This is a genomic window from Pseudomonas sp. B10(2017) (genome assembly GCF_002113295.1).
Classification (GTDB): domain Bacteria; phylum Pseudomonadota; class Gammaproteobacteria; order Pseudomonadales; family Pseudomonadaceae; genus Aquipseudomonas; species Aquipseudomonas pudica.
The window spans coordinates 179,702-200,376 of sequence record NZ_NEJU01000003.1 but is presented as its reverse complement, the minus strand read 5'-3'; the positions used below and the strand labels follow the sequence as shown (position 1 = coordinate 200,376).

General features: G+C 63.9%; 21 protein-coding genes. 8 read left to right on the top strand and 13 right to left on the bottom strand.

Annotated elements, in window-relative coordinates; translation table 11 throughout:
• Nucleotides 1-27 precede the first annotated feature (27 nt).
• Entirely contained in the window at nt 28-795 is a 768-nt protein-coding gene (locus CAF92_RS05710) for an SDR family oxidoreductase (protein WP_085599706.1), read from the top strand.
• 132 nt (nt 796-927) lie between these two features.
• Here the strand turns inward: CAF92_RS05710 and CAF92_RS05705 are convergent, their stop codons facing one another.
• From CAF92_RS05705 to CAF92_RS05695, 3 genes are all read right to left on the bottom strand, one after another.
• Nucleotides 928-2,025, bottom strand: a complete 1,098-nt coding sequence (locus CAF92_RS05705) for an AGE family epimerase/isomerase (protein ID WP_085599704.1) — start codon at nt 2,023-2,025, stop codon at nt 928-930.
• Nucleotides 2,026-2,179: 154 nt separating this feature from the next.
• Complete coding sequence (gene fabR / locus CAF92_RS05700; RefSeq protein WP_046613290.1) at nt 2,180-2,812, bottom strand: HTH-type transcriptional repressor FabR; 633 nt, start codon at nt 2,810-2,812, stop codon at nt 2,180-2,182.
• Between the two features lie 122 nt (nt 2,813-2,934).
• Nucleotides 2,935-3,477, bottom strand: a complete 543-nt coding sequence (locus CAF92_RS05695; protein ID WP_085599702.1) for a phage infection protein — start codon at nt 3,475-3,477, stop codon at nt 2,935-2,937.
• Nucleotides 3,478-3,817: 340 nt separating this feature from the next.
• On the opposite strand from CAF92_RS05695, the gene CAF92_RS05690 reads away from it, so the two are divergent.
• The gene (locus tag CAF92_RS05690; protein ID WP_085599700.1) at nt 3,818-5,884 is read left to right on the top strand and encodes an AsmA family protein; all 2,067 of its coding nucleotides are present in this window, start codon (nt 3,818-3,820) and stop codon (nt 5,882-5,884) included.
• A 128-nt stretch (nt 5,885-6,012) separates the two neighbouring features.
• Here CAF92_RS05690 and CAF92_RS05685 read toward each other — a convergent pair whose 3' ends face one another.
• Both CAF92_RS05685 and osmE read right to left on the bottom strand, forming a co-directional pair.
• Nucleotides 6,013-6,543: a bacterioferritin gene (locus CAF92_RS05685; protein WP_046613724.1), complete on the bottom strand. Its 531-nt coding sequence runs from the start codon at nt 6,541-6,543 to the stop codon at nt 6,013-6,015.
• Between the two features lie 48 nt (nt 6,544-6,591).
• Complete coding sequence (osmE, locus tag CAF92_RS05680) at nt 6,592-6,933, bottom strand: osmotically-inducible lipoprotein OsmE (protein WP_015271980.1); 342 nt, start codon at nt 6,931-6,933, stop codon at nt 6,592-6,594.
• Nucleotides 6,934-7,056: 123 nt separating this feature from the next.
• Between osmE and CAF92_RS05675 the strand changes: the two genes are divergently transcribed.
• Nucleotides 7,057-7,947, top strand: coding sequence for a triacylglycerol lipase (locus tag CAF92_RS05675; RefSeq protein ID WP_085599698.1), 891 nt, complete (start codon nt 7,057-7,059; stop codon nt 7,945-7,947).
• Here CAF92_RS05675 and CAF92_RS05670 read toward each other — a convergent pair.
• The gene (locus CAF92_RS05670) at nt 7,944-8,816 is read right to left on the bottom strand and encodes a DMT family transporter (RefSeq protein WP_046613283.1); all 873 of its coding nucleotides are present in this window, start codon (nt 8,814-8,816) and stop codon (nt 7,944-7,946) included. The genes CAF92_RS05675 and CAF92_RS05670 overlap by 4 nt on opposite strands.
• Nucleotides 8,817-9,042: 226 nt before the next feature.
• Between CAF92_RS05670 and CAF92_RS05665 the strand changes: the two genes are divergently transcribed.
• From CAF92_RS05665 to CAF92_RS05655, 3 genes are all read left to right on the top strand, one after another.
• Nucleotides 9,043-9,831, top strand: a complete 789-nt coding sequence (locus CAF92_RS05665) for a helix-turn-helix transcriptional regulator (protein WP_046613281.1) — start codon at nt 9,043-9,045, stop codon at nt 9,829-9,831.
• A gap of 63 nt (nt 9,832-9,894) precedes the next feature.
• The gene (locus tag CAF92_RS05660; RefSeq protein ID WP_003258250.1) at nt 9,895-10,182 is read left to right on the top strand and encodes a PsiF family protein; all 288 of its coding nucleotides are present in this window, start codon (nt 9,895-9,897) and stop codon (nt 10,180-10,182) included.
• Nucleotides 10,183-10,253: 71 nt separating this feature from the next.
• Nucleotides 10,254-11,261, top strand: coding sequence for an AI-2E family transporter (locus CAF92_RS05655; RefSeq protein ID WP_046613280.1), 1,008 nt, complete (start codon nt 10,254-10,256; stop codon nt 11,259-11,261).
• A gap of 134 nt (nt 11,262-11,395) precedes the next feature.
• Here CAF92_RS05655 and CAF92_RS05650 read toward each other — a convergent pair whose 3' ends face one another.
• On the bottom strand, nt 11,396-12,667 hold the full coding sequence (locus CAF92_RS05650; protein WP_046613279.1) for an Hsp70 family protein: 1,272 nt from the start codon (nt 12,665-12,667) through the stop codon (nt 11,396-11,398).
• A 164-nt stretch (nt 12,668-12,831) separates the two neighbouring features.
• Here CAF92_RS05650 and cbpA point away from each other — a divergent pair, with 164 nt between their 5' ends.
• Both cbpA and CAF92_RS05640 read left to right on the top strand, forming a co-directional pair.
• Entirely contained in the window at nt 12,832-13,785 is a 954-nt protein-coding gene (gene cbpA / locus CAF92_RS05645) for a curved DNA-binding protein (RefSeq protein ID WP_085599696.1), read from the top strand.
• Between the two features lie 2 nt (nt 13,786-13,787).
• Entirely contained in the window at nt 13,788-14,093 is a 306-nt protein-coding gene (locus CAF92_RS05640; protein ID WP_046613277.1) for a chaperone modulator CbpM, read from the top strand.
• A 126-nt stretch (nt 14,094-14,219) separates the two neighbouring features.
• On the opposite strand, the gene CAF92_RS05635 is transcribed toward CAF92_RS05640, so the two are convergent.
• From CAF92_RS05635 to urtA, 6 genes are all read right to left on the bottom strand, one after another.
• Complete coding sequence (locus CAF92_RS05635) at nt 14,220-14,735, bottom strand: GNAT family N-acetyltransferase (protein ID WP_046613276.1); 516 nt, start codon at nt 14,733-14,735, stop codon at nt 14,220-14,222.
• A gap of 31 nt (nt 14,736-14,766) precedes the next feature.
• Nucleotides 14,767-15,465 (bottom strand): urea ABC transporter ATP-binding subunit UrtE, encoded by a 699-nt coding sequence (gene urtE / locus CAF92_RS05630; protein ID WP_013974394.1) that lies wholly within the window; start codon nt 15,463-15,465, stop codon nt 14,767-14,769.
• 145 nt (nt 15,466-15,610) lie between these two features.
• Nucleotides 15,611-16,468 carry an urea ABC transporter ATP-binding protein UrtD gene (gene urtD / locus CAF92_RS05625; protein WP_046613274.1) on the bottom strand — a complete coding sequence of 286 codons (858 nt, stop codon included), beginning with the start codon at nt 16,466-16,468 and terminating at the stop codon, nt 15,611-15,613.
• A complete protein-coding gene (urtC, locus tag CAF92_RS05620) occupies nt 16,465-17,544 on the bottom strand; it encodes an urea ABC transporter permease subunit UrtC (RefSeq protein WP_085599694.1) in 1,080 nt (359 codons plus the stop codon). The genes urtD and urtC overlap by 4 nt, the downstream gene beginning before the upstream one ends.
• Nucleotides 17,544-19,064 carry an urea ABC transporter permease subunit UrtB gene (gene urtB, locus CAF92_RS05615; protein WP_371916235.1) on the bottom strand — a complete coding sequence of 507 codons (1,521 nt, stop codon included), beginning with the start codon at nt 19,062-19,064 and terminating at the stop codon, nt 17,544-17,546. Before urtB ends, urtC begins: the two co-directional genes overlap by 1 nt.
• Nucleotides 19,065-19,171: 107 nt before the next feature.
• Nucleotides 19,172-20,437: an urea ABC transporter substrate-binding protein gene (gene urtA / locus CAF92_RS05610; RefSeq protein WP_046613270.1), complete on the bottom strand. Its 1,266-nt coding sequence runs from the start codon at nt 20,435-20,437 to the stop codon at nt 19,172-19,174.
• Nucleotides 20,438-20,675: the final 238 nt, after the last annotated feature.

Here is a 20,675-nt window from a genome sequence, read left to right as displayed (position 1 = left end):
ATGACAACCTACCGTGAGGAACAGAGCATGACGTCCACCGTATTCATCACTGGCGCGACTTCCGGCTTCGGCGAGGCCACAGCCCGCCGCTTCGCCGAAGCCGGCTGGAAGCTGGTGCTCACTGGCCGCCGCAAGGAGCGCCTGGATGCCCTGTGCGCCGAACTATCGGCCAAGACCGAAGTACATGGTCTGGTGCTCGATGTACGTGACCGCAAGGCCATGGAGCAGGCCATCGCCAACCTGCCGGCCGGCTTCGACAAGCTGCGCGGCCTGGTCAACAACGCAGGCCTGGCGCTGGGTGTGGACGCGGCACAGAACTGCAGCCTGGACGACTGGGAAACCATGGTCGACACCAACATCAAGGGCCTGATGTACACCACCCGCCTGCTGCTGCCACGGCTGATCGCCCATGGCCGTGGGGCGTCGATCCTCAACGTAGGTTCGGTGGCGGGCAACTACCCGTACCCGGGCAGCAACGTGTACGGCGGCACCAAGGCCTTCGTCGGCCAGTTCTCGTTGAGCCTGCGCTGCGACCTGCGGGGTACGGGGGTGCGGGTGAGCAACATCGAGCCGGGCCTTTGCGAGAGCGAGTTTTCGCTGGTGCGTTTCGGCGGTGACCAGGCCAAATACGACGCGACCTACGCTGGTGCCGAGCCGATCCAGCCGCAGGACATTGCCGAGACCATCTTCTGGATCCTCAACCAGCCGGCGCATATCAACATCAACAGCCTCGAGCTGATGCCGGTGAGCCAGGACTGGGCAGGGTTCTCGATCGACCGCTCCACCAAGGGCTAGGTTTCAGGGCAGATAAACAAATTGCCGGGGCTGCTTTGCAGCCCTTTCGCGACACAAGGCCGCTCCTACAGGATAAGTGCACATCTCAAGTGGTGTGCAGTACCTGTGGGAGCGGGCGTGCCCGCGAATACGTCAGCCCAGGCGCTGCAATCCTTCCAGGCAAGTCGCCAAATGATAGGGCGTAGTAGAAGGCATATCATGCCGACTAACCGCCCCCTCGCCATCCCGGCACTCATACCAGCCCGCCTCACGCAGGAACTGCGCTTCCAGCGCCTGCAACTGCCCGGCCAGCTTCGCTTCGCCCCCAGTCCGCAACACCAGCGCCCGCAGGTATTCCGCCTGCGCCCAGATCCGCTGGGTGGCGTCGAGTACCTGACCATTCACATCCAGCATCGCCAGCACAGCGGCATCCTTCACACCATGCTGCTCGGCGTAGCCGAAGGCCCGGTCGATGGACGCATGCAGCGGCGTATCACGCAGCAGCGGAGAGGTATGCAGCAGGTAGAACCACTCGAACTGGTGCCCCGGCTCGAACCAGTTATCCACAGTACCGAGTGGCTTTTCCAGCATCAGGCCGTGGGCCGGTTCGATGAAGTGTGCCTGCAGCGCCTCGCACAGTTGTAGCAGCGACTGCCGGGTATGCTCGTCGTCACGCACCGCCAGCACCTGCAGGAAGGCTTCGGCCAGGTGCATCTGCGGGTTTTGCAGCGGGCCGCTGGCAAGGTCTGCCCAGTCTTCAGCGAGGCTGGCTTCGTACAGGCCATCGTCGCGGGCGAACTGCTGGTCGATGATGTCCAGCGCGGCGTTCAGCGTCGACTCCACCAGGTTTTCACGCACCTTGCCCCAGTAATGCGCACAGGCAAACACGATGAAGGCGTGAGTGTAGAGATCCTTTCGCCGGTCCAGCGGTTTGCCCTGGGCGTCGATGCTGTAGAACCAGCCGCCGTGTTCGGCGTCGTGGAAGTGCTTCTGCAGCGAGCGGAACAAGGCGGCCGCTCGCTCGGCTGCACCCGGTTGCCCGATGCGGCTGCTGAACAGGTAAAGCTGACGTGCGCAGGCCATGGCCCGGTAGCGTTGCACCGGCAATGGTTGGTGCTGGGCGTCCAGGGCCTCGTAGGGCAGGGCCATGTCGGCGTTCCAGCCCGGGCCTTGCCACAATGGCACTATGCGTTCGGCGAAGTGCTGATTGAAGCGGGCCAGTTCGGGCAGGGTGGGGCGGGGGTCGGACATTTCGGCGCTCGTCGCTGTCGGGCAGGGCGCCATGGTAGCAGAACTGGGTTGTGGGTAGCCTGTGCCGGCCTGCCCTCAGGTTCGGTGCCGTACCTGTGGGAGCGGGTTCATCGATGCGTCGAACCGCCGCGAAGAGGCCAGTACAGGCTATCAATCAGCTCGGGTTGCCGAGCCCCTGCCAATGTCGCGCCCCCACGAAGATGAAGCGCAACTGCTGGGTGATCTTTTCCTGCGGCGTCAACGCCTGTGGATAACCCGCTTCGGGGCTGTCGATAAGCTCTGGCAGGGTGGCGAACACGGTCTTTACTACCAGGTCGGCCATCACCGCCAGCGCGGCGCTGTCCAGATGCTGCCAGCGCTTCATCCGCGCCAGGTCGGTGGCCAGGTCGTCGCTGATGTCCTGGCGCAGGCGGGCAATGGCCTGGCGTACGGCCTGCGAACCGCCGTACTGCTCACGGGCGAGGAACAGGAACTGTGCGCGGTGGGCGGCGACCACGTCGAGGAAGATGCGCACCGAGGCGTCGGTGATGCCGCCCAGTTCGAATTCATTCTGGCGCACCAGGCGGATGGTCTGGCGGAAGGTAGTGTCGACCTCGGCAACCAGGGCCAGGCCCAAGGCGTCCATGTCGGAAAAATGCCGGTAGAAGCCGGTGGGTACGATGCCGGCCGTCTTCGCCACTTCGCGCAGGCTGATACTGCCGAAACCACGGCCACTCTCCATGAGCTGGCAGGCGGCATCGAGCAGGGCCTGGCGGGTCTGTTGCTTCTGTTCGGCGCGCGGCAGCATGGTGCGGGCTTCTGTGGCGGTAAGGCTGGGCACTCTAGTTAAAAAAACAAAGCCCGGTCAATGGACCGGGCTTGGAGGGGAGCAGGCGTTGTGACAGAGGTTGTTCTTTTCGGCCATGGTGATCAGCTCACACGGCTGAGTTCAACCAAGCGATCAGAACCACCTTCGGCAACGCGGCCACTGCGTTCGATCAGGCGGTCGGAGCCACCTTCGGCAACACGGCCACTGCGTTCGATCAGGCGGTCGGAGCCACCTTCGGCAACACGGCCACTGCGTTCGATCAGGCGGTCGGAGCCACCTTCGGCAACGCGGCCACTGCGTTCGATCAGGCGGTCGGAGCCACCTTCGGCGACACGGCCACTACGTTCGATCAGGCGGTCGGAGCCACCTTCGGCAACACGGCCACTGCGTTCGATCAGGCGGTCGGAGCCACCTTCGGCGACACGGCCACTACGTTCGATCAGGCGGTCAGAGCCACCTTCGGCAACACGGCCACTGCGTTCGATCAGGCGATCAGCACCACCTTCGGCAACGGTTTTCAGCGGCTGGGCGATTTCGGCAGCGCTGGAGCGCGATTCGGCGGTCAGGTGTTGCTCGTCGGCTGGCAGGGCAAAAGCGTTGGCGGCCAGGATGGACAGGGTCAGGGTCAGCAGATGGCGTTTCATGATTTCGGTGCTCCTCTCGGGGGCTGGAAAGTGGGTACGGAGCCAATGCTACGCCGGGTAACGCCAGAGAGAAGTTCATACGGGTAATGGTAACAATCGACCGTATTGATAGAGGCGGCAAGCTGCTCTAGAAAGCACCTTTCAGGCCGTAAAGTGGCAATTTGATAGCGATACTTGCGGGTAACATGTATGTCCTGGCGCAACGAATTGCTGAGCAAAGGGCCAGGAAAAACTCGCTATCATGGCGCCATCGATAAAACCCCACGGGTTTTCATCAGTCCGAGATATTGAGTGCCACCGTTGCACCTGTTCTGTGCCATACCGCAAGGAGAATCACGCAATGACGCGTCCCGCCAGAATCCTCGTCTGGACCTTCACCAGCCTGCTGACCCTGCTGGCGATCCTGGTGGTGGTGATCGCTACCTTCGACTGGAACCGCGTCAAGCCCCTGCTCAACGAGAAAGTCTCCGAGGCCCTGCAGCGGCCTTTCGCGATCAATGGTAACCTTGCCGTGGACTGGCGCACCGAACCAGAGGAGGGGGGCTGGCGTGCCTGGGTGCCCTGGCCGCACTTCATCGCCGAAGACCTGACTCTGGGCAACCCCGAGTGGCTCAAGGAACCGAAGATGGTCGGCCTGGAGCGCGTGGCGTTCCGCCTGGCGCCGCTGCCGCTGCTGTTCCGGCAGATCAGCATCCCGCGCATCGACCTGACCAAGCCTACCGCCAGCCTTACCCGCCTGGCCGATGGCCGCGCCAACTGGGTCTTCGACTTCGGCCCCAAGGATGAAAACGCAGAACCTTCCAAATGGCAGTTGGACATTGGCGCCATCGGCTTCGACCAGGGCAATGTCAGCTTCGATGACCAAACCCTGAAAACCAGCATGAAGGTGCAGATCGACCCGCTGGGCAAGCCTGTCCCGTTCAGCGATATCGTCGGCAAGGCCAGCGCCGAGAGGACCGGTGCCGCGCAGGACTACGCCTTCGGGCTCAAGGCCCAGGGCCGCTACAAAGGCCAGCCGGTGTCCGGTACCGGCAAGATCGGTGGCCTGCTGGCCCTGCAGGACGCCAGCCAGCCGTTCCCGCTGCAGGCTGACGTGCGTATCGCAGACACCCACGTGGTGCTCGCCGGTACCCTGACCGACCCGCGCAACCTCGGCGCCCTCGACCTGCGTCTGCGCCTGTCCGGGGCCAGCCTGGGCAACCTCTACCCGTTGACCGGCGTGACCTTGCCCGACACCCCGGCCTATTCCACCGACGGCCACCTCAGCGCCAACCTGCACGCGGCGCAGGGGGCGACTTTCAACTACCAGGGCTTCAACGGCACGATCGGTGACAGCGATATCCATGGCGACCTGGCCTTCGTTGCCAGCCAGCCACGGCCCAAGCTGTCCGGCAACCTGGTGTCCAACCAGTTGCTGTTCAAGGACCTGGCGCCGCTGATCGGCGCCGACTCCAATGCCGAGCAGAAGGCCCGCGGGGGTGCCAGCAAGCAGCCGGCGGGCAAGGTGCTGCCGGTGGAAGAGTTCCGCACCGAGCGCTGGCGCGCGATGGACGCCGACGTCACCTTCGCTGGCAAGCGCATCGTGCACAGCGCGCAACTTCCGTTCAACGACCTGTCGGCCCATGTGATCCTGGAAGACGGCCTGCTGCGCCTGGAGCCTCTGCGTTTTGGCGTGGCTGGTGGCAACCTGGCTTCCAGGATCCGTCTGGATGGCCGCAATGTTCCGTTGCAGGGGCGTGCCCGGCTGACGGCGCGGGGCTTCAAGCTCAAGCAGTTGTTCCCCTCCTTCGCGCCGATGCAGACAAGCTTCGGTGAGTTGAACGGTGATGCCGATATCACCGGCCGGGGTAACTCGGTGGCCGCCTTGCTGGGCACGGCCAATGGCGACCTGCGCATGCTGATCAACGATGGTGCCATCAGCCGCAGCCTGATGGAGATTGCCGGGTTGAACGTGGGCAACTATGTGGTCGGCAAGCTGTTTGGCGATGAGGATGTGAAGATCAACTGTGCAGCGGCTGACGTGGGTATCAAGGATGGCCTGGCGACCACGCGCCTGTTCATTTTCGATACCGAGAACGCGATCATCTACATCAACGGCACGGCCAATTTCGCCACGGAGCAGCTGGACCTTAAAATTACCCCTGAATCGAAAGGGTTGCGGCTGTTCTCGCTGCGCTCGCCGCTGTATGTACGCGGGGCGTTCGCCAAGCCCAGTGCCGGGGTGCAGGCGGTGCCGCTGGCGTTGCGCGGGGCGGGGATGGTGGCGTTGGGCGTGGTGGCCGGGCCGGCGGCGGGGTTGCTGGCGCTGATTGCGCCTAGCAGTGGGGATGATCCCAACCAGTGCACGCCGCTGCTGCAGCAGATGAAGGCGGGCAAGGCGCCGGCGGTGGTGAAGGAGCGGAAATAGCAGAGGGCCGCTTCGCAGCCCAATCGCCGGCAAGCCAGCTCCCACAGGGACTCCACAGACCTCAAGGCTCGTGCAATACCTGTGGGAGCCGGCTTGCTGGCGAATGGGGCGCAAAGCGCCCCCAGCAATTACAAGCCTTGCAACAGGTCGGACATATCGTCCGCGTGCTCTTCTTCCTGCGCGAGGATGTCTTCAAAAATCCGCCGCGTAGTCGGATCTTTATCTCCAATGTACTGAATGATCTCGCGATAGCTATCGATGGCGATCCGCTCCGCCACCAAGTCTTCCAGCACCATCTCCTTCAATGAAGTGCCCGCCACATATTGGGCATGAGACCGCTGGCTCAGGTTGTCCGGGTTGAAATCCGGCTCTCCACCTAACTGCACGATCCGTTCGGCAAGCTTGTCGGCGTGCTCGGCTTCCTGGTTGGCATGCTCGAGGAATTCGTCGGCAGCCACGCTGGCCTTGATGCCGCTTGCCATGAAGTAATGACGCTTGTAGCGCAGCACGCAGACCAGCTCGGTGGCCAGTGAATCATTGAGCAGGCGCAGGATCTGTTGGCGATCAGCATCGTAGCCCTCGGTCACCGCACCTTGCTCGACATGCTGGCGGGCACGTTCGCGCAGGGTTTGCACATCGGTCAATTCAGTCGCATTCATGTTCATCTCCTGGAACATCAGGGTGGTCATGGGTATGGCCTGGAAGGCTTAGGCGCCGTGGACGGCGTCGCTGTCTTCTTCGCGTTGTTTGCAAGTCTTGAAGCCCTTGGCGTCGACATGGCCGGTGGCATCGAAACGCACGTAGTAGGGCTGCTGGTGGCCATCGTGGTTGAGGATGTAGTCGTTGCAGGTGCCGCCATGGGGAAGGTCGATCACGTTGGACGGGCTGCCGCCGATGGCGATGACTTTCTGCATGGTCATGCCTTTTTCCACCTGCTTGACCAGCGGCTCGTCGCGGTAGGTGACGTAGTCCACCGGGTTTTCCGGGCGGCTGCCGCAGGCGGCGAGGGTGGCGCTTGCCAGAAGGATTGCCAGGGTCTGCTTGTACATGGTCCCGCTCCTTGCAAAGGGTCTGTGTGGTTTGGAACCGCAGCGCGCGCCGGGAGTTCGATTGCGATGGTCATCAATGCCGCTGTAGTGTTGGCCGGTCGTCCACGGAAAGGGGCTGGGGCAATGCAGCAGGAATTGGCCACGCGATACCCGTTGGTGCTGGTGCCGGGCATGCTCGGTTTTGTCCGGGTAGTGCTCTACCCCTACTGGTTCGGCATCGTGCCGGCCCTGCGCAAGGGCGGGGCGCAGGTGTTCCCGGTGCAGGTTTCGCCGCTGCATTCCAGCGAGGTGCGCGGCGAGCAGTTGCTGGCGATCATCGAAGACATCTGCCTGCGTACCGGAGCGGAAAAGGTCAACCTCATCGGCCACAGCCAGGGCGCCCTGAGCGCGCGCTATGCGGCTGCCAGGCGGCCCGGGCGGGTGGCCTCGGTCACTTCGGTGGCGGGGCCCAACCATGGCTCGGAGCTGGCCGACTACCTGGAGCGTACGGCACCGGGCGATTCCCCACAGGGGCGCATCCTGAAGGCTGTGCTGCATGGCTTGGCCGTGCTGCTGGTGTGGCTGGAAACCGGCTGGCGCCGCGACCCGCTGCCGGTGGATGTACACGCCTCGCACCAATCGTTGACCAGCGCCGGGGTGGCGCTGTTCAACCAGGCTTATCCACAGGGGTTGCCAGATTCCTGGGGCGGGGAAGGGGCCTATGAGGTCGATGGCGTGCGCTATTACTCCTGGTCCGGCACCTTGCAGCCCGGCCTGACCGACCAGCGGCGCAACCTTTTCGACGGCAGTAGCCACTTCTGCCGCCTGTTCGCGCGCAGCTTCGTCAAGGAAAAGGGCCATTGCGACGGCATGGTCGGGCGCTTCAGTTCGCACCTGGGGCAGGTGATTGGCGACGATTACCCGCTCGACCACCTGGATATCGTCAACCAGTCGCTTGGTGCGGTGGGCAAGGGTGCCGAACCGGTGCGGCTGTTCACCGAACATGCCGCCCGGCTCAAGGCGGCAGGGCTCTAGCGACGAATCGGTGTGGTCCAGCGCTCGGCCAGCACCACGCCCGCCAGGGTCAGCAGGCCGCCGACCAGGTGATAGCGGGCCAGCTGCTCGTCGAGCACCACGGCGGCGATCAGTGCCGTGACCAGCGGCAGCAGGTTGAAGAACAGCGTGGTGCGGCTGGGCCCCAGGCGGTGGACAGCTTGCATCCACACCAGGGGCGCGATCATCGAGGCCAGTACACAGGCGTACAGCACCAGGCCGATGTTGCGGCTGTTCAGGCCAGTCTTGTCCGACAGCAGGAACAGCGGCAACAGCACGACGATGGCTACCAGCACCTGCAGGTACAGCAGCTGCATCGGCGGCAGGCGCAGCTGCCATTTCTTCAGCAGGAAGCTGTACAGCGCGTAGGCCAGCGTGGCCACCAGCATCAGCAAGTCGCCGCTGTTCAGGCCTTGTTGCAGAAGGTTGGCGGGGTGGCCGGCACTGACCACTTCAAGCACGCCGAAAAATGACACCAGCGCGCCCAGCAAGGCGCCGTAGCTCAGGCGCTGGCCCAGCCAGGCGATGGACAGTGCCAGTGACATCAGTGGCATCAGCGAAAGAATGATGCCCATGTTGGTGGCGCTGGTGATGCCGGCAGCGAAGTAGGCCAGGCTCTGGTACATCGCCATGCCCAGCACGCCCAGCACGAAAACCTTGCCCAGGTGCGGGCGAATGGCCGCGCGATTGCGCCACACGGTGGGCAGCAGGAACGGCGTGAACAACAGCGCGGCCAGCAGCCAGCGGTAGAAGCCGATCTCGGCGGGGTGGATGGCGCCGGCGGACATCTTGGTGACCACGGTGTTGCCGGCCCATATCAGGATGGCGGTCAGGGGGAACAGGTAGTTCATGTAGCAGGTTACTCGTTGGGGCTTGGATTGGGGCTGCTTTGGAGCCCTTCGCGGGCTTGCCCGCTCCCACAGGGATATCACAGGCCTGAAAGCTGGCGCAGATCCTGTGGGAGCGGGCGAGCCCGCGAAGGCCTGCCGAGCAGGCCCTCGATAGGCCTGTATTATCGATTGTCTGTTCACAAGCCTATACTCCTATCCAGACAACCCACCCCGCAAAGCAGACAGCATGCCGCGCAAATACCTCGACATTCCTCAGTTCACCCGGCTCCCGGCCCCGGTGTACTTCCGCCACGACGAGTTCGGTGCCGACACCCATAGCGCCTTGCATCGCCACGCCTGGGGCCAGCTCAATTACACCGCCCACGGCGTGATGCACCTGGAGGTCGCCGGCCAGCACTTCCTGTCCCCACCGCAATACGCCGTGTGGGTGCCACCCGACACCGAGCATGGCTGCTACAACCCGCAGGCCATCGTCTACCGTTCGGTCTACCTGGACCGCAGCCTGTGCGCCGCACTGCCGAAGCAACCGTGCAGCCTGATGATCAGCGACATCCTCAAGGCCATCCTCGCCGACTTTGCCCGGCGCGACCTGCGGGTGGCCGAGGGCGAGCGCGACCAGCGCCTGGTGCAAGTGCTGCTCGACCAGTTGCTGCTGGCTCCCACCCAGGCCTGCTACCTGCCGTTTGCCCACAGCGAAGGCTTGCGACAGGTGCTCGATGGCCTTGGTGCCGAGCCAGGCGACAACCGTCCGCTAGCCGACTGGGCCGCCCGTGTGCATGTAAGCGAACGTACCCTGGCCCGCCAGTTCCTGCGTGAACTGGGCATCAGTTTTGGCGAATGGCGCCTGCGCCTGCGCTTTCTGCGCGCCATCGAAGCGCTGGAGGCCGGCCAGCCGATCCAGGCCATCGCCTTCGACCTGGGTTACAGCAGCGCCTCGGCGTTTATCGCCATGTTCCAGCGCCAGGCCCGGTGCACGCCCGAGCAATACCGCCGCCAGGCACGGGCAGGGCGTTGAGAATTCTTGGCTACACTCAGCTCGACCCCCGTGCATCGGGCACGGAGCCAAGGAGACTACTCCATGAAAGTGCTGCAAATCCCCTTACTGGTATTGGCGGTGTTGTTCAGCGCCCAAGGCTTCGCTGCCAATACCGCGCAGCAGGAAAAGATGAAAACCTGCAACGCCGACGCCACCGCCAAGGCCCTCAAGGGCGATGAGCGCAAAGCTTTCATGAGCACCTGCCTGAAGAAGGATGTGCCGCAAACCCAGCAAGAGAAGATGAAAACCTGCAACGCCGACGCCACCACCAAGGCCCTGAAGGGTGACGAGCGCAAAGCGTTCATGAGCGACTGCCTGAAGAAGAAATGACCTGCGCCTATGCCTGCAGACGTAAGGCTGGCAGACTGCGGGTCTTTCCCGTTGTCTGCCGTTGAGGCTGTATGACCTTCACCCCCCGCCAGGTCACCCTGGCCAGCTGGATCATCGTGTTTGCCGGCCTGTTGCTGGCGTTGCCCCTGAAATTGCTGCCGAGCCTGCTGGCCGGCCTGCTGGTGTTCGAGCTGGTCAACATGCTCACGCCGCGGCTGCAGCCGTTGATTGCCGGGCAGCGCGCCCGTTGGCTGGCTGTAGCGCTGCTCGGCACGCTGGTGGTCAGCACCCTGACCCTGCTGTTTGCCGGTGCTTTCAGCTTTTTGCTGCACGAGGCGGAAAACCCCGGGGCCTCGCTGGACAAGTTCATGGCCCTGGTGGAGCGCGCCCGTAGCCAGCTGCCGCCGTTCATCGAAGGCTACCTGCCGGCCAGTGCGGCGGAGTTCAAGGTGGCCATCGGTGACTGGATCAAGAGCCACTTGAGCGACCTGCAGCTGGTGGGCAAGGGCATGGCGCACATGTTCGTCACCCTGTTGATCGGCATGATCCTCGGCGCCATCGTCGCGTTGCAGCGCATCCCCGATATCTCCCGGCGCAAGCCGCTGGCGGCGGCGCTGTTCGAGCGCCTGAGCCTGCTGGTGCAGGCGTTTCGCAACATCGTCTTCGCGCAGATCAAGATTTCGCTGCTCAACACCACCTTCACCGGCATCTTCCTGGCCGTGGTACTGCCGATGTTCGACGTGCACTTGCCACTGACCAAGACGCTGATCGTGCTGACCTTCCTGCTGGGCCTGCTGCCGGTGATCGGCAATCTGATGTCGAACACCCTGATCACCATCGTCGGCCTGTCGCTGTCGGTCTGGGTGGCGGCGGCGGCGCTGGGTTACCTGATCGTCATCCACAAGGTCGAATACTTCCTCAACGCGCGGATCGTGGGCGGGCAGATCAGTGCCAAGTCGTGGGAACTGCTGCTGGCGATGCTGGTGTTCGAAGCGGCGTTCGGGCTGCCGGGAGTGGTGGCGGGGCCGATCTACTATGCCTACCTGAAGAGTGAGCTGAAGCGGGCCGAACTGGTCTGATTCTTTATTGACCAGTACCGGCCTCTTCCCGGGTAAACCCGCTCTCACAGGTACGCCACTTTTCTCAAGGCTTGCGGGGACCCTGTGGGAGCGGGGTTACCCGCGAAGAGGCCGGCACAGGTGAAAGGGATGGCTCAGGCTACGCCGTAGCGCTTGCGCGCCTCGATGGCCAGCCCGCTACCAATGCTGCCAAAGATGTTGCCTTCCACATGCCGCGCATTCGGCAGCATCGCCGACACGCTGTTGCGCAGCGCCGGAATCCCGCTGGAACCACCGGTGAAGAACACCGTATCGACCTGGGTCTGGCTGACGCCAGCCTTGGCCAGCAGTTCGCTGACGCTACCACGCACTCGCTCCAGCAACCCTTCGATAGCCCCTTCGAACAGCGCCCGTGACAGGTCCACGCCCAGCTCGCGCTCGATGCGGCCGAGGTCGACGTGGCGGCTCTGCTGCTCGGTCAGCTCGATCTTGCTGGCCTCAACTTCCATCGCCAACCAGTGCCCGGCACGCTCTTCGATCAGCTTGAACAGGCGGTCGATGCCCAGCGTGTCCTCGATGTCATAGCGCATGCTGCCCAGCGCCAGCTGCGACTTCTGCGAGTACAGGGCGTTGATGGTGTGCCAGGTGGCGAGGTTGAGGTGATAGCTGGTCGGCATCAGCGCACCGCTCTTCATGCGGCTGCCATAGCCGAACAACGGCATCACGCCCTGCAGGCTCAGCTGCTTGTCGAAGTCGGTACCGCCAATGTGCACACCGCCGGTGGCGAGGATGTCGCTCTGGCGCTCGGCGACCAGGTGGCGCTCGGGGGACAGGCGGATCAGGGTGAAGTCCGAGGTACCACCGCCAATGTCGACGATCAGCACCAGCTCTTCGCGGCTGATGCTCGACTCGTAGTCGAAGGCCGCGGCAATCGGCTCGTACTGGAACGACACATCCTTGAAGCCGATCTTGCGCGCCACTTCGGCCAGAGTGTCCTCGGCCTCCTGGTCGGCGGCCGGGTCTTCGTCGACGAAGAACACCGGGCGGCCCAGCACCACCTGCTCGAACTCACGCCCGGCAGCGGCCTCTGCGCGTTTTTTAAGCTCGCCGATGAACATGCCCAGCAGGTCCTTGAACGGCAGGGCGCTGCCCAGCACGCTGGTGTCATGCTTGATCAGCTTGGAACCCAGCAGGCTTTTCAGCGAACGCATCAGGCGGCCTTCGTAGCCTTCCAGGTACTCCTGCAATGCCAGGCGACCATATACCGGGCGACGCTCCTCGATGTTGAAGAACACCACCGAGGGCAAGGTGATCTTGCCGTCTTCCAGGGCAATCAGCGACTCGGCGCCGGGGCGGTGCCAGCCGACCGTGGAGTTGGAGGTGCCAAAGTCGATGCCCAAGGCGCGGGCCGGGGATACGTCAGACATGGGAAATGAGCTTCCGGAGGCAAAACGGCCGCGCAGTGTATGCCAGTTGGCTACAGAATCAAGACCGGTCGTCTGCCATGGAGCAAACCCAAGGCGGTCTTGAAAGGCTATGCTTGACCCCTATCTTCTTTTGCAACACGCACATTCACATTGGTGATCCATAGATGGACTTCAAAGACTATTACAAGATACTCGGCGTAGAGCCCACGGCGGACGACAAGGCGATCAAGGCCGCGTACCGCAAGCTGGCGCGCAAGTATCACCCCGATGTCAGCAAGGAGCGCGACGCCGAGGAAAAATTCAAGGAGGCCAACGAGGCCTACGAAGTGCTGGGCGACGCGCAGAAACGTGCCGAATTCGACGAAATCCGCAAGTACGGCGGCCAGCATGGCCGACCGTTCCAGGCACCACCGGGCTGGGAAAGCCGCGGTGGTGGCGGTGGTTTCGAAGGCGGTGATTTTTCCGACTTTTTCAGCTCGATCTTTGGTGGCCGAGGTGGCAACCCATTCGGTGGTGCCCGGCAGCAGCAACGCAGCGCCGATAGGCGGGGGCAGGACGTGGAGCTAGAACTGGCGGTATTCCTTGAAGAGACCCTGAGCAAGGAGTCCAAGCAGATCAGCTTCCAGGTGCCGCAGACCAACGCCATGGGCCAGCGCACCGGCTTCACTACCAAAACCCTGAACGTGAAGATCCCGGCCGGGGTGACCGATGGCGAGCGCATCCGCCTCAAGGGCCAGGGCGCGCCGGGCAGTGGTGGCGGGGCCAATGGCGACCTGTTCCTGACCATTCGCATGGCACCGCACCCGCTGTTCGATGTCGAAGGTCATGACCTGATCATCACTGTGCCGCTGGCACCGTGGGAGGCAGCACTGGGCACCAAGGTGGCCGTGCCGACCCTGGACGGCAAGATCAACCTCACCATCCGCCCCGACAGCCAGAGCGGCCAGCGCCTGCGCGTACCGGGCAAGGGCCTGGCCAACAAGAGTGGCGAGCGCGGCAACCTTTACGCGCAACTGAAGGTGGTCATGCCGCCAGCATCCGATGAGGCTGCCCGCGAATTGTGGGCCAAGCTTTCCGAGAAGGCTGCGTTCAACCCGAGGACACAATGGAGTAAGTGATCATGAGCAGCACCCTGATCGTTCAACTGGACATGCGTACCTTGTGTCAGGAGGCCGATATCACGGCTGACTGCGTGATCGAAATCGTCGAGCACGGCATTGTCGAACCTTCCGGCCGAACGCCGGAGGACTGGTTGTTCGACGATCAGGCGCCGTTGTTGGCCAAACGTGCGGCGAAGCTGCATCAGGAGCTGGAACTGGAGTGGGAAGGGGTGGCGCTGGCGCTGGAGCTGCTGCAGGAAGTGCAGCAGTTGCGCAGCGAGAACAACATGCTGAGGCAGCGGTTGGGCAGGTTTACCCAGATTTGAGGTTTGCAGGCCCGGCCTCTTCGCGGGTGAACCCGCTCCCACAGGTACGGCGCAGGTCTCAAGGCCTGTGGGGTTTCTGTGGGAGCTGGCTTGCCGGCGATAAGGCCAGTACAGGCAACATCAGTTTCAAGCCGGTTCTGCCCCGGGGTTCAGCACCAGCTGCATGAAGGTCAAATCCAGCCACCGGCCAAACTTCACCCCCACCTGCGGCATCTGCCCGGTCACCACGAAGCCCAGGCGCTCGTGCAGGCGCACCGACGCTGCATTGCCGCTCTCGATAGCCGCCACCATCACATGCTTGCCACACGCCCGTGCACGCTCGACCAGCGCCGCCATCAGCACCGGCCCCAGCCCCTTGCCACGCTGATCGCCACGGACATAAACCGAATGTTCCACGGTGTTGCGAAAGCCCTCGAATGGCCGCCAGTCGCCAAACGACGCATAGCCCAGCACCCCGCTCTCATCCACCGCTACCAGGATCGGGTAGCCCTGCTGCGCCCGTGCAACGAACCAGGCCTGGCGGTTGGCCAGGTCCACCGGGGTTTCATTCCAGATCGCCGTGGTGTTGCGCACCGCGTCGTTGTAGATGTCGAGGATGCCCGGCACGTCGGAAGGCAGGGCGTCGCGGATTTCATGACTCATGACAGCGTCTCGCAGGGTAGTTGCTTGCAGATTAAATGGTTACCAGCCCGCGCACACCTTCGGCCTGCATGTTTTCGCCGCGGCCCCGCTGGATGATCTCGCCACGCGCCATCACCAGGTACTGGTCGGCCAGTTCCTCGGCGAAGTCGTAGAACTGTTCCACCAGCAGGATGGCCATGTCGCCGCGCTCGGCCAGGCGGCGGATGACTGCGCCAATCTCCTTGATCACCGAAGGCTGGATACCCTCGGTGGGCTCGTCGAGGATCAGCAGGCGCGGGCGGCTGGCCAGTGCGCGGCCGATGGCCAGCTGTTGCTGCTGGCCGCCGGACAGGTCACCGCCTCGGCGTTGTTTCATCTGCTCCAGCACCGGGAACAGTTCGTAGATGAAGGGCGGTACCTCGCGAGCTTCACGGGCGGGGAAGCGCGAAAGGCCCATCAGCAGGTTTTCCTCGACGGTGAGGCGCGGGAAGATCTCGCGGCCTTGGGGCACGTAGGCGATGCCGGCGTGGACCCGTTGCTGGGGCTTGAGACTGGTGATCGGCTTGCCTTCCCATTCGATGCTGCCGTCGCGGGCCGGGACCAGGCCCATCAGGCAGCGCAGCAGGGTGGTCTTGCCCACGCCGTTGCGGCCCAGCAGGCAGGTGACTTCGCCGACCTTGGCTTCGAAGGACAGGCCCCGGAGGATGTGGCTGCCGCCGTAGTACTGGTGCAGGGTGTCGATTTTCAGCATGTGTGGTTCCTGGGAAATCTGCTTTGCCTGTGCCCGCCCTTTCGCGGGTAAACCCGCTCCCACAAGGACCGCGCAGCTCTTCAGGCCTGTGCCGTACCTGTGGGAGCGGGTTTACCCGCGAAGAGGCCGGCACAGGTATCCATGTCTAGCGGCCCAGATACACCTCGACCACCCGCTCATCCGCCTGCACCTGCTCCAGCGACCCTTCCGCCAGCACGCTGCCCTGGTGCAGCACGGTCACATGGTCGGCAATGCTGCCAACGAACCCCATGTCATGCTCCACCACCATCAGCGAATGCTTGCCAGCCAGCCCCTTGAACAGCTCGGCCGTGAACTCGGTCTCGGCATCGGTCATGCCCGCGACCGGCTCGTCCAGCAACAGCAGTTGCGGCTCCTGCACCAGCAGCATGCCGATCTCCAGGAACTGCTTCTGCCCATGCGACAGCAACCCTGCCTGGCGCTGGGCCAGTGGCAGCAGGCGCAAAATGCCCAGCACTTCCTCGATGCGCTGGCGCTGCTCACCGCCCAAGCGCGCTGCCAGGCTGGCCCATACCGACTTGTCGGCCTTCAGCGCCAGTTCCAGGTTTTCGAACACCGTCAGCGCCTCGAACACCGTGGGCTTCTGGAACTTGCGGCCTATGCCGGCCTGGGCGATCTGGTATTCGCTCATGCGGGTCAGGTCGAGGGTGTCACCGAAATAGGCCGTACCGCTGTCGGGCCGGGTCTTGCCGGTGATCACATCCATCATCGTGGTCTTGCCGGCCCCGTTGGGGCCGATGATGCAACGCAGCTCGCCCACGCCGATGTACAGGTTCAGCGCGTTCAGCGCCTTGAAGCCATCGAAGCTGACGCTGATGTCTTCCAGGCTCAGCACCGTGCCATGGCGGGTGTCCAGGCCGGCCTTGCGGCTGTGGCCCAGGCCGATGGCGTCGCGGCCGGCGCCTAGGTTGTCGAACACCGGTTCGAGCATGAATTCGGGGTGTACCGGGGGTACGCCTCTCATGGCTGGCTCCTTTTCTTCAACAGGCCGACCACGCCCTTGGGCAGGTACAGGGTGACGAGGATGAACAATGCGCCGAGGAAGAACAGCCAGAACTCCGGGAAGGCCACGGTGAACCAGCTTTTCATGCCATTGACCAGGCCGGCGCCGAGCAACGGGCCGAGCAAGGTGCCGCGCCCGCCCAGGGCCACCCACACGGCGGCTTCGATGGAGTTGGTCGGCGACATCTCGCTGGGGTTGATGATGCCCACCTGCGGTACGTACAGCGCACCGGCCAGGCCGCACAGTACGGCGCTCAGCACCCACACCAGCAGCTTGAAACCGCGTGGGTCATAGCCACAGAACATCAGGCGGTTCTCGGCGTCGCGCACGGCGGTGAGCAGGCGGCCGAACTTGCTGCGGGTCAGGCACCTGCACAGGTACAGGCTGGCCAGCAGCAGGCCGACGGTGAGCAGGAACAGCACCGCGCGGGTGCCTTGGGCAGCAATGTCGAAGCCAAGGATGGTGCGGAAGCTGGTAAAGCCGTTGTTGCCGCCAAAGCCGGTTTCGTTGCGGAAGAACAGCAACATGCCGGCGAAGGTCAGCGCCTGGGTCATGATCGAGAAGTACACGCCCTTGATCCGCGAGCGGAAGGCGAACCAGCCGAACACCAGCGCCAGCAGCCCGGGCGCCAGCACCACCAGGCACAGGGCCCAGGCAAAATGCTGGGTGCCAGCCCAGTACCACGGCAGCTCGCTCCACGACAGAAAGGTCATGAACCCTGGCAGGCCGTCACCGGCGGCCTGGCGCATCAGGTACATGCCCATGGCGTAGCCACCGAGGGCGAAGAACAGCCCGTGGCCCAGCGACAGCAGCCCGGCGTAGCCCCAGACCAGGTCCAGGGCCAGGGCGACGATGGCGTAGCAGAGGATCTTGCCGATCAGGGTCAGGGTGTAGGCCGACACTTGCAGGGCATGGTCCGCCGGCAGCAGCGACAGCAGCGGCAGGGCCACCAGCAGCAGGACGACGACGGCGCCGATGGCCAGGGTCAGGCGTGGCCCGGCCTTTTGCGTAGCGGTGACAAGCAGTGGCTGGTTCATCAGTCGATTACCCGTCCCTTGAGGGCGAACAGGCCTTGCGGGCGCTTCTGGATGAACAGAATGATCAACGCAAGGATGAGGATCTTGCCGAGTACGGCGCCGATCTGCGGCTCCAGCAGCTTGTTGGCGATGCCAAGGCCGAAGGCTGCCCACAGGCTGCCGGCCAACTGTCCGACGCCGCCGAGCACCACCACCAGGAACGAGTCGATGATGTAGCTCTGGCCCAGGTCCGGGCCGACGTTGCCGACCTGGCTCAGGGCCACGCCACCAAGCCCGGCGATGCCCGAGCCGAGGCCGAAGGCGAGCATGTCGACGCGCCCGGTGGACACGCCGCAGCAGGCGGCCATGTTGCGGTTCTGGGTGACCGCGCGCACGTTCAGGCCCAGCCGTGTGCGGTTGAGCAGCAGCCAGGTGAGCAGTACCACGGCCAAGGCGAAGCCGATGATCACCAGACGGTTGTATGGCAGCACCAGGTTGGGCAGCAACTGGATGCCCCCCGACAGCCAGGCCGGGTTGCTGACTTCGACGTTCTGCGCGCCGAACAGCAGGCGGATGGCCTGGATCAGGATCAGGCTGATGCCCCAGGTCGCCAGCAGGGTTTCCAGTGGGCGACCGTACAGGTGGCGGATTACCGTGCGCTCCAATGCCATGCCGACCCCGGCACTGATGGCGAACGCCACTGGCAGGGCGATCAGCGGGTAGAACTCGATGGCGCCGGGGGCGTAGCGCTGCAGCAGTACCTGGACCATGTAGGTGCTGTAGGCGCCGAGCATCAGCATTTCGCCGTGGGCCATGTTGATCACCCCGAGCAGGCCGAAGGTGATGGCCAGGCCAAGTGCTGCCAGCAGCAGGATCGAGCCCAGCGACAGGCCGCTGAAGGCCTGGCCGAGCAGTTCGCCCGCCAGCAGCTTGCGCTGTACCTGGGCCAGGCTGGTTTCGGCGGCGGTGCGCACGCCCGGGTCGGTTTCCGCGTTGGGTTGCAGCAAGGCTTCGAGGCGGGTGCGGGCCAGCGGGTCACCGGTTTCGCCGAGCAGGCGAACGGCGGCCAGGCGTACTGCCGGTTCGCTGGCGCCCAGTTGCAGGTTGGCCAGGGCCAGGCCGAGGGCGGCGTGCACGGCGGGGTCCACTTCGAGGGCAAAGCGCCGGTCGAGGAAGGCCATTTGCGCAGGTTGCGCGCTCTTTTGCAGTTGCTGGGCGGCGGCCAGGCGGATGGCGCTGTTGTGGCTGAGCAACTGGTGGCTGGCCAGGGCGTTATCGATCAGGCCGCGCAGGCGGTTGTTCAGGCGCACCTTGCGCGTGTCTTCAGCGGCGATGCGGCCTTGGCGCAGGTTCTCCAGCAGCGGCAGGCGTGCGGTATCGGGTTGCGCCGCCCAGCTTTCGAGCAGTTGGGCCTGCTCGGCGGGCTTGGCGGTGAGGAAGAATTCGCCCTCGCTGGCCTGGGTTGCCAAGGGCATCAGCAGGAGCAGGGTGAGCAGCAGTCTGAGCATGCGGGTAATCCTGGAAATCGGCGTTGGATTCATCGCCGGCAAGCCAGCTCCCACAGGTCATCCACAGGCCTTGAGGAGGGTGCTTTTTCTTGTGGGAGCTGGCTTGCCGGCGATTGGGCTGCAAAGCAGCCCCAGTGCACTCAGTTACCTTTCACGGCGTAATCAGGGCGCTTGTCGTTGCCGGGAATGAACGGGCTCCATGGCTGCGCCCGCAGCGGTTGCTCGGTTTCCCACACCACACTGAACTGCCCGTCATCCTGGATCTCGCCGATCATCACCGGCTTGTGCAGGTGGTGGTTGGTCTTGTCCATGGTCAGGGTGAAGCCGGATGGCGCCTTGAAGCTTTGCCCGGCCAGTGCTTCGCGCACCTTGTCGACATCGGTGGACTTGGCTTTCTCCACTGCCTGCGCCCACATGTGTATGCCCACATAGGTCGCCTCCATCGGGTCGTTGGTCACCGCCTTGTCGGCGCCTGGCAGGCCCTTGGCCTTGGCGTAGGCCTTCCAGTCGGCGACGAATTTCTGGTTGACCGGGTTATCCACCGACTCGAAGTAGTTCCACGCCGCCAGATGGCCCACCAGCGGCTTGGTGTCGATGCCGCGCAGTTCTTCTTCGCCCACCGAGAACGCCACCACCGGCACGTCGGTGGCCTTCAGGCCCTGGTTGGCCAGCTCCTTGTAGAACGGCACGTTGGAGTCGCCGTTGACCGTGGAGATGACCGCGGTCTTGCCACCGGCGGAGAACTTCTTGATGTTGGCGACGATGGTCTGGTAATCGCTGTGGCCGAACGGCGTGTACACCTCTTCGATGTCCTTGTCGGCCACGCCCTTGCTGTGCAGGAAGGCACGCAGGATCTTGTTGGTGGTGCGCGGGTAGACGTAGTCGGTGCCCAGCAGGAAGAAGCGCTTGGCGCTGCCGCCGTCCTCGCTCATCAGGTACTCCACGGCCGGGATGGCTTGCTGGTTGGGCGCGGCGCCGGTGTAGAACACGTTCGGCGACATCTCTTCACCCTCGTACTGCACCGGGTAGAACAGAAGGCCGTTCAGTTCCTCGAACACCGGCAGTACCGACTTGCGCGATACCGAGGTCCAGCAACCGAACACCACTGCCACCTTGTCCTGGGTCAGCAGCTGGCGACTCTTTTCTGCGAACAGCGGCCAGTTGGAGGCCGGGTCGACCACCACCGGCTCGAGCAGCTTGCCGTTCACGCCGCCCTTGGCGTTGATCTGCTCGATGGTCATCAGCGCCATGTCCTTGAGCGAAGTCTCGGAAATGGCCATGGTCCCCGACAGCGAATGCAGGATGCCGACCTTGATGGTTTCGGCGGCCTGGATGCTCCAGCTCAGGCCCATTGCGGCAATCGATGCGCTAAGGGTGAAGGCCTTGATCAGACTGCGTCGCTTCATGTGCTCTCTCCGCTGAGTTTTTATGTGTTGGGCAAGCGGGGAGGGGGTTGCAAGGGGTGTGCCTAACGGCGGAAGGTGCGCAATAGAGGGGTTGTGCGAGGTGTTGGGGCGTTGGTTGGATCCAGGTTGGTGCCTGATGGATTTGTGTGCACAGGATTGGTGCCGCTGTGCGGCCCATCGCCGGCAAGCCAGCTCCCACACCGAGCGCATCGGCCTCGAGCCATGCGCTGTCCCTGTG